The organism is Sphingobium fluviale (genome assembly GCF_004122115.1).
Taxonomy (GTDB): domain Bacteria; phylum Pseudomonadota; class Alphaproteobacteria; order Sphingomonadales; family Sphingomonadaceae; genus Sphingobium; species Sphingobium fluviale.
Window position 1 is genome coordinate 458,678 of record NZ_SBKP01000001.1, and the last position, 7,297, is coordinate 465,974.

The following is a 7,297-nucleotide window of genomic DNA, read 5'->3' on the forward strand; positions in this document are numbered from 1 at the left end:
AGCATATATGATGCCAAATGGAGAATTGCCATGCTGGCTCTACAACCCGTTGATACTGCCGTTACCGCTTTCCGTCCCGATCCGATTACCCAGGACGAGGCAGCTGCCATGTTCCGGGCAGTCCTCAATCTGTTCGGCAAATGGGAGCTCACCGACGAGCAAGCCGCCACGCTGCTCGACATGCCAGTGCGCTCCTATCGTCGCTGGAAGGCCGAAGGCCCCGGGCGCGTTTCGCGTGATGGGCGTGCGCGTCTCTCCAACCTCTTGGGCATCCACAAGGCGCTTCGGATCATCTTTTCGGAGGTAACCCGCGGCTATGCCTGGATCAGGTCGGCCAACGATGCCTTTGGCGGATCCAGCGCGCTTGATGTGATGCTCGGGGGTGAACTCACCGACATCATGCGGGTGCGTCGCTACCTCGACGCCGAGCGTGGTGGCTGGTGAGCGGAATAGCGGATATCCCCGTTTCTCGAGTTGAGTGGAGGGGCGCTGTCAGGATCATCCGCAGCGCTTTTCCGCCAATCGATCTGTTCGAGGACATCGCTGATCCTGCCGACTGGCCGCTGCTGATCTCGGCAGAGCAGAAGACCAATCCCCGCATCATGGCGACGATTGGCAATCTCGACCTTGTTCCAGTCGACAGACGCGTCGGCGGCAATGGGGCATCCTACCTCATGGCGCCATTCACCCATGTCAGCACTGACCGGCCGAGCCGATTTACCGATGGCAGCTATGGTGTGCTCTATGTCGGGGACCGGTTTGAAACCGCACTGTTCGAGACGATCCACCACCATGCCCGCTTCATGGCCCGGACGAAGGAAGCACCTGGCTGGACCTCGCAGTTCCGGGAGATCATCATGTCAGTCGATGCTGACCTGCATGATCTCCGAACTTTGCCGGGGGAGCAGGTTCCGACGCTGGATCCTGACAGCTACGCAGCATCCCAAGCGGTCGCGCGGCACCTCAGGGGCGGGGGATCAAACGGGATTGCCTACCCGAGCATCCGGCATCCCGGTGGGGAATGCGTTGCTCTCTTCTACCCGGACTGCGCGTCAAATCCCTTACAAGGGCGGCATCTCGATTACCACTGGGATGGCGAGCGGGTTGACCTTGTCCGCGATGCCGGCTCAGGGGCTGTTTTCCGGATCGTCGATTTGCCCATCGATCCTGTCTGACCGCATAGGCTGGGTTTCCAGCCGAGTGCTGTAGGATCTCCCAGCGCAATTGACGGCCAGCAGGCTCATACCTGCGCGCCAGCCTTCACGAGTTCATGAAGGGCTTTGTCTGGCGAAACTGGGCCCTTGTACAGCGGACTACATGGCGTCTCTGCTAGCTTGGCGGAAATCGCCAGGAGGTCGTCATTATCGCCCTTTTCATAGGCATAGGCGGCCAGCCAGAATTCGGCCTGCTTAACGAACTCATTGAGGATGCCGACGACGCTCCGGTTCGCAGTTTTTGCGTATTGGACCTTGTCCATCCGCCAGACTTCTTGGGCGATGAATTCGCTCGGGACGCCGTGCTCCTTCAGAACCAGCGCCAATTGTGAGGGGAATCTTGGAGCAAGCGTGGCCGCCGGGGCCAGCGGCAAAAGCACGGGAAGCAGCGTACGCTCAGAAACCAGCAAAGCCACCTGCGGCTTCCAGAACATCACCGTGGCATACCAATTGCCCAGGGCGGTGTCGCTTGGCCCAGGGACAACGATTTCCGGATTGATCCGATCGAGCAGTTTCTTAGTGCAGTGGAGGTGGAACATTGCGTCGGCAAAAACCATCACGCACATAGGTTGGAGCGAAAGATCCAGAGGATCACCCCCGCAACGGCAGCGACGGCTACTACTACGATCGTGATCCGCGCTGAAACCGGCCACTTGTCCTTCCAAGTGAACTGCCGCTGTTCCTCCAGCCAGTCGATCTGCGTCTCGGCAAAAAGCTTGTAGTGAGCATACCAACCACTCAGAAAAATCTGCTTGCTCATCGTGGTTGAGTAATAATTGGCGTCGATGGCGTCATACTCAGTCTTAGCCGCTACTGGGTCCGATCCCGATTGAACGCTGAGATAGAGTGATTTTAACTTATTGTAGATGCTCAGCTGACTGTTGGCCGATCGCTCATACTCCTCGGCACGATAGAACGATATGTAGAGGCTGGCGATGCCCGCGATGACAAGGATCGCGGACGGCAGCTTGGCCGACAATGGATCATAGATCAGCGCGAACACACCAACGGCCAGAGATATGAAGCCGATCCAGCCCGGCCCCTTGCTCACAATGTCGTATGTCGCAAACGTCTTCTTGACGCCAAACAGGACATCGTAGCCCTTTTCAGCGATCAGCCTTAGCAGCCGGTCCTTGTCCATCAGCTTTCGCTCTCGTCTACGATCGGCACGTGAATGCGGTCTTTGGCCACTACCACACCATCCTGTACCGCGTAACAATCCACCACATGCTCACCCCGGAAGTCGGAGCGCTCGTTCTTGGTCTTGCTACCGCTATCCGGTTCAATCTGGCCACGTATCTTGTCGAGCCTGATCGCCTCAGGCCCCCGATTGAGTACCTTCCAGTAGACGTGATAGATGCCCTTTATGTTCTCATTTGTGATGTAGAACTTGAGCGACTTGGACCGGTAGACGTTCAGGCGCTTCATGCCGACACCACGCATGGCGCGCAGAAGGATTGTCCTGAATCCATTCTGCTTGACCTCGCATTCGAGGCGCAGCGAGTAGCGAATGTCCACAGGGAACATGTCCTCGATGAACTCCTCAGTGTTGGTAGCGGTGTAGCTGGCTTCGGTAATGTAGGCCTTTGCGACTTCAGTGGTATCCGAAAGCGGGTAGCCATTGCCGAACAGCTTACGCCAGCGATTGTTGGCCTTACCGTCTTCGCCCGCCGCGAGGGCCTTGTCTGCGAGTTCGAGGCCCTTCTTCGCCTTACCTTCAAACCGTTTATGCACCTTGACGTGCTGCCCGGAGCCGAGAGCGTGATATCGCTCCTGCTTGGGCTGGTTCGAAAGGTATTCCAGAAAGTCGCGCATCATCTGCCCGCACGTTGAGAACGCCGTCTTGTCGAAATTCGTCGTGGTCAGCAGGAAGTTATGTGCAAGCGTGTCGATCACGAGGCCATTCATCGCGACGCCGTGCTTGTTCTTCCAGGCACGGGTCATCTTGCAGAGCCGCCGCAAGTTGCCATTCTTGTCGGCATCTACAGTGCGGGTAGCATTGATCTCCTCGCGGGGCTTGGTCAGCCGATAGCACCCGCCATTCTTGGTGTAGGGATACCAGAACCCGTCCGAATCCTCGAAGACAGGCTGCACTTCAACCTTGAAGTTCTTGTACTTGCAGACGACCACCAGAGTGTCGACGTAGATCTCAGTTGTCGTGTAGCGGGCCTGAATAGCGTCCGCCGTGTCGCGCAGTAGCTTGTAGGGGTTGTCCTTGTAGGTATCCCACTTCCCACTTGGCATGATGTAGAGCATGTCCAAGTCGGAGATGCCACGGATGCCAGTCCAGCGTCCATAGGAGCCAACTTGAAGACTGTTGGCCGTGCGGCTGTCTGTGTTGCGAAACTCAAGGTTGCAGGCCCTAGTGACCTCACCATACCGCAGCGCGATGGTTTCTTCGTTATCGATCGCAATGTTCGAGAACAACGTCTTAAAATCGTCCGCCCTGCTGATGGTCGCCTCCCGTTCCTGCGCCGCTTAGTGCCCCACCACGACGCTGCTGTCGCAAAAAATATGGTTAGCGGTCCCGGTTTGTTCAACCATCGAAATGATCGACGGTCTCAAAAACAATAATGGACTAAAATACCATGTGACCAACCGATAACCTGCGCGCACCGCACCCCCGATGGCCCATTCACTCCTGATGTCGCCCAAACAGGCGTAGATCGAGCGAGCTGGGCGCGACCGATCAAGGCGGTCACAACAGATGCCCGCTTTCAAGAATTCGCTTACTTAACCGAAGTGACGGCGCGTTACTGCCAAGTGCTTCGCTCTGAGCGAATGGTCAGTTTTGACAAAAACTGCCGTTCAACAGATCGCTGGGAAACGGCAGTAAAGTCCCAACCGTAGAATTTCGTCCTCGTCCGTGCCTATCGTGAGATCTGCTGCGAACGCACAAGAGGGGAGTGGGCTTTGCCCTGATTGAGCCAGTTGGGCGTCGAAGGTCGATGCACCAGGCTCACGTCAGGAGTGTGTCCCATGATCAAATCGATCCCGCTGAACAAGCTTGTCCAGTCTCCCCGCAATGTCCGCCGTCACGGCGATCCAGCCGCCGATGCCGAACTCAAGGCCAGCATCGCAGCCCATGGGCTGCTGCAGAATCTCATCGTCCGGCCTGCCGCGAAGGGCAAGTTCGAGGTCGAAGCCGGCGAGCGCCGTCGCCGCGCAATGCTCGCGCTCACGGATGAAAAGATCCTCGCCCGCGATCACGAAGTCACCTGCCTCGTGCTTGAAGACAGCGCGGAAGCCGCCGTTGAGACCAGCCTCGCGGAGAACTTCCACCGCCTAGCCATGAACCCTGCCGATGAAGCCCAGGCCTTTGCCGCACTCGTGACAGGCGGTGCGACTGTCGAAGAGGTTGCCCGCCGCTTCGGTCTGACCGTCCGCTTCGTCGAGGGGCGCTTGCGTCTCGCGACGCTTGCGCCAGTCGTGTTCGAGGCTCTGGCCTCGGGCCAAATCACTCTCGACATCGCCAAAGCGTTCGGTGCGACTTCGGACCAGGAAATCCAGGCCCGCGTATTTGAGCAGGTTTCCTCAGCCTACTATGCCCCCAATCCGGACAGCATCCGGCGCATGGTTCTGTCCGGGACTGTCCGGGGCAGCGATCCGCGCGCCCGTCTCGTTGGCCGCGATGCCTACATCGCAGCCGGCGGCCGGATCGAGCGCGAGCTGTTCGACAACGACGACAGCGAATCCTGGGTCGATGTTGCGCTGCTAGAAAGCCTCGCGGCGGCAAAGATGGAAGAGCAGGCCAAAGCTCTCGCCGCCGAGCAGGGTCTCGCCTGGGTCAAGCCAACGCTAGATCCCTATGCCAGCCACGATCTGGTCGAAGGGCTGGTCCGGCTTCCCGCCGAACCGGCGCCACTCACCGAAGCCGAATTGGCGAGGCTCGACGAACTCGATGCCTCCTACGACGAGCATGCAGCGATCCTGGAAGATGAGGATAGCGCCGAGGAGGCCGTGGCGGCAGCCGAAGCGGCTATCGAGGCCATCGAACGCGAATGCCAGGAAATCCGCGCACGCCCGCCAGTCATTGCGCCCCAGCTGAAGGCCGAGGCGGGCATGATCCTGGTGCTTTCACGCGACGGCACTCCGGTACTCCAGCCGGTTTTCTATGGTGAAAGGCAGGCTGAACCCGCTGAAAGCGACAGCGGGATCGAAGTCGTTGCTGGCGAAGAAGGTTCGGACAAGCGCCGGACTACCGTGTCCAAGCGCCTGGTCGATGAGCTCGCCATGCAGCGTCGCGACGTCCTTGCGCTGCATGTTGCCTCTGACCCGGGGCTTGCGCTCGACATAATGGTCTTCACGCTGGCCGATGCCGATACGCACGACTGGCGGGCGCGGGCCGCAACCACACTGCGTGCGCCTCTTCCGGCAGGGCCGATCATCGGCTTCGAAGCCAAGGATGCTCCGGCCAGCAGCGCGCTCGCTGAGCTCAGGTCCAATCTCGACGAAAGCTGGCGCGCGGGCACCGATGCGACTTCCCGCTTCGACTTGTTTCGCGCGCTATCCGATGACAGCCGCGCCGCTTGGCTCGGCTTTGTCGTTGCCCGGTCGCTCGAGGCGAGCCTTAACATGACCGGCGAACGTCAGCTGCCGTTCCAGGACCACCTCGGCCGCCTGATCGGCATCGACATGGCGCAGTGGTGGCGACCGACTGCGGCCAACTATTTCGACCGGGTGTCAAAGCAGGTTATCCTCGACGCGCTGACCGATGTCGGCGGCCTCGAGCTTTCCTCGCGCTTTGCCTCGGTCAAGAAAGGCGATCTCGCGATGAGTGCCGAGCGTGTCTTCGCCGGCACCTACATCACAGAAGTCGAAGTGCGCGAGAAGGCTCTGTCCTGGGTGCCTGAGGTCATGCGCTTCGCTCCTGCTGCGCCGGATGCTGGCGAGCCCGAGATTGACGCCACTGACGCTGAGCCAGGCGTCGATACCGAACATCAGTCCCCCCGCGAGCTGGCCGCCTGACCTCCTCCTGACAGGCAAGGCCACTCGCACCTCGAGAAGCGGTCCTTCGGCTTACGCCGGAGGGCCGCTTCCTTTTTGGAAGGAGAGCAGAGGGGGCTCTGGACCCTGTGGCACTGACCGGCGAACCCGTTGCCGACTGACCAGATGCCAAGATCAGGAGAACCAGCATGGCCTATCGCAAGGGGCAGAGCGGCGGTCTGTCGCCCGCCACCCGCATCACCCTGGAAATCATCGCGCGTCTGGAAGCCGGCACGAAGCCGTGGATCAAGCCGTGGCGCGGCGTGCCCGTTTCGCGGCCCCTGCGGGCCTGCGGGATTCCGTACCGCGGCATGAATGTGTTCTGGCTGTGGATGGTCGCTGACATGTGCGGCTACGCCTCGCCGTTCTGGATGACCTACAATCAGGCCAAATCGCTCGGCGCCCAGGTCCGCAAGGGTGAGAAGTCGACCATAGCGATCTTCTACAAGAGCTACACCAAGGAGGTGGAAGCTCCCGATACCGGTGAAAAGACCGACGAGGCCCGCCGGGTGCTCAAGGCCTATCCGGTCTTCAATGCCGATCAGGTCGAAGGTCTGCCCGAGCGCTTCCATCCGGCTGCAACGCTGGAGCTAGTCGAGCCTGAAGGGCGCGAGGCCGAACTCGACGCCTTCTTCGCCGCCATCCCCGTCAACCTGCGCCACCAGGGCTCTGAAGCCTATTACGAACCTACGGCTGATCGCGTCACGATGCCGCCTACCAGCCTGTTTTCCGGCTTCGACCACTACTATGCGACGCTCGCCCACGAGTTGTCGCACTGGACCGGCCATGCCAGCCGCCTCGGGCGTGATCTCAAGAACCGCTTCGGCACGGCGGCCTATGCCGCCGAAGAACTAGTAGCCGAGCTATCGAGCGCCATGCTCGGCGCTGAGCTGGGCCTGCCCGTCACGCACCTCGACAGCCACGCGAGTTACATCGAGCATTGGATGAAGTTATGGCGAGGTGAGCATAACTTGAGTAATCGCGAGGTGTCGATAATGTGAAGGAACGCGGTTTCAGTGTCTGAAATGCGCAGAATTCCGACGGTATCTGACGGGCTTTGCTCCGCATTATTTCTCGACGAACCTCTGCGGTCGTTT

7 protein-coding genes are annotated in these 7,297 nt (G+C 59.8%); 4 read left to right on the forward strand and 3 right to left on the reverse strand.

Translation table 11 applies throughout. From position 1 onward, the window contains the following. Positions 1 to 30: 30 nt before the first annotated feature. Both EQG66_RS02335 and EQG66_RS02340 read left to right on the forward strand, forming a co-directional pair. Positions 31 to 444: an MbcA/ParS/Xre antitoxin family protein gene (locus tag EQG66_RS02335; protein WP_129402895.1), complete on the forward strand. Its 414-nt coding sequence runs from the start codon at positions 31 to 33 to the stop codon at positions 442 to 444. Then, a complete protein-coding gene (locus tag EQG66_RS02340) occupies positions 441 to 1,175 on the forward strand; it encodes an RES family NAD+ phosphorylase (RefSeq protein WP_129402896.1) in 735 nt (244 codons plus the stop codon). Before EQG66_RS02335 ends, EQG66_RS02340 begins: the two co-directional genes overlap by 4 nt. A 65-nt stretch (positions 1,176 to 1,240) precedes the next feature. On the opposite strand, the gene EQG66_RS02345 is transcribed toward EQG66_RS02340, so the two are convergent. From EQG66_RS02345 to EQG66_RS02355, 3 genes are read right to left on the reverse strand one after another with little or no spacing between them, the layout of a single operon-like run. Continuing rightward, on the reverse strand, positions 1,241 to 1,771 hold the full coding sequence (locus EQG66_RS02345) for a DUF6933 domain-containing protein (RefSeq protein ID WP_245987803.1): 531 nt from the start codon (positions 1,769 to 1,771) through the stop codon (positions 1,241 to 1,243). Further along, positions 1,771 to 2,355 (reverse strand): SLATT domain-containing protein, encoded by a 585-nt coding sequence (locus EQG66_RS02350; protein WP_129402897.1) that lies wholly within the window; start codon positions 2,353 to 2,355, stop codon positions 1,771 to 1,773. Before EQG66_RS02350 ends, EQG66_RS02345 begins: the two co-directional genes overlap by 1 nt. After that, a complete protein-coding gene (locus EQG66_RS02355; protein ID WP_129402898.1) occupies positions 2,355 to 3,668 on the reverse strand; it encodes a nucleotide-binding domain-containing protein in 1,314 nt (437 codons plus the stop codon). Before EQG66_RS02355 ends, EQG66_RS02350 begins: the two co-directional genes overlap by 1 nt. A gap of 525 nt (positions 3,669 to 4,193) precedes the next feature. Between EQG66_RS02355 and EQG66_RS02360 the strand changes: the two genes are divergently transcribed. Next, entirely contained in the window at positions 4,194 to 6,182 is a 1,989-nt protein-coding gene (locus EQG66_RS02360; RefSeq protein WP_129402899.1) for a ParB/RepB/Spo0J family partition protein, read from the forward strand. A 167-nt stretch (positions 6,183 to 6,349) separates the two neighbouring features. Further along, on the forward strand, positions 6,350 to 7,201 hold the full coding sequence (locus EQG66_RS02365) for an ArdC family protein (RefSeq protein ID WP_164975561.1): 852 nt from the start codon (positions 6,350 to 6,352) through the stop codon (positions 7,199 to 7,201). The last annotated feature ends 96 nt before the right edge of the window (positions 7,202 to 7,297 follow it).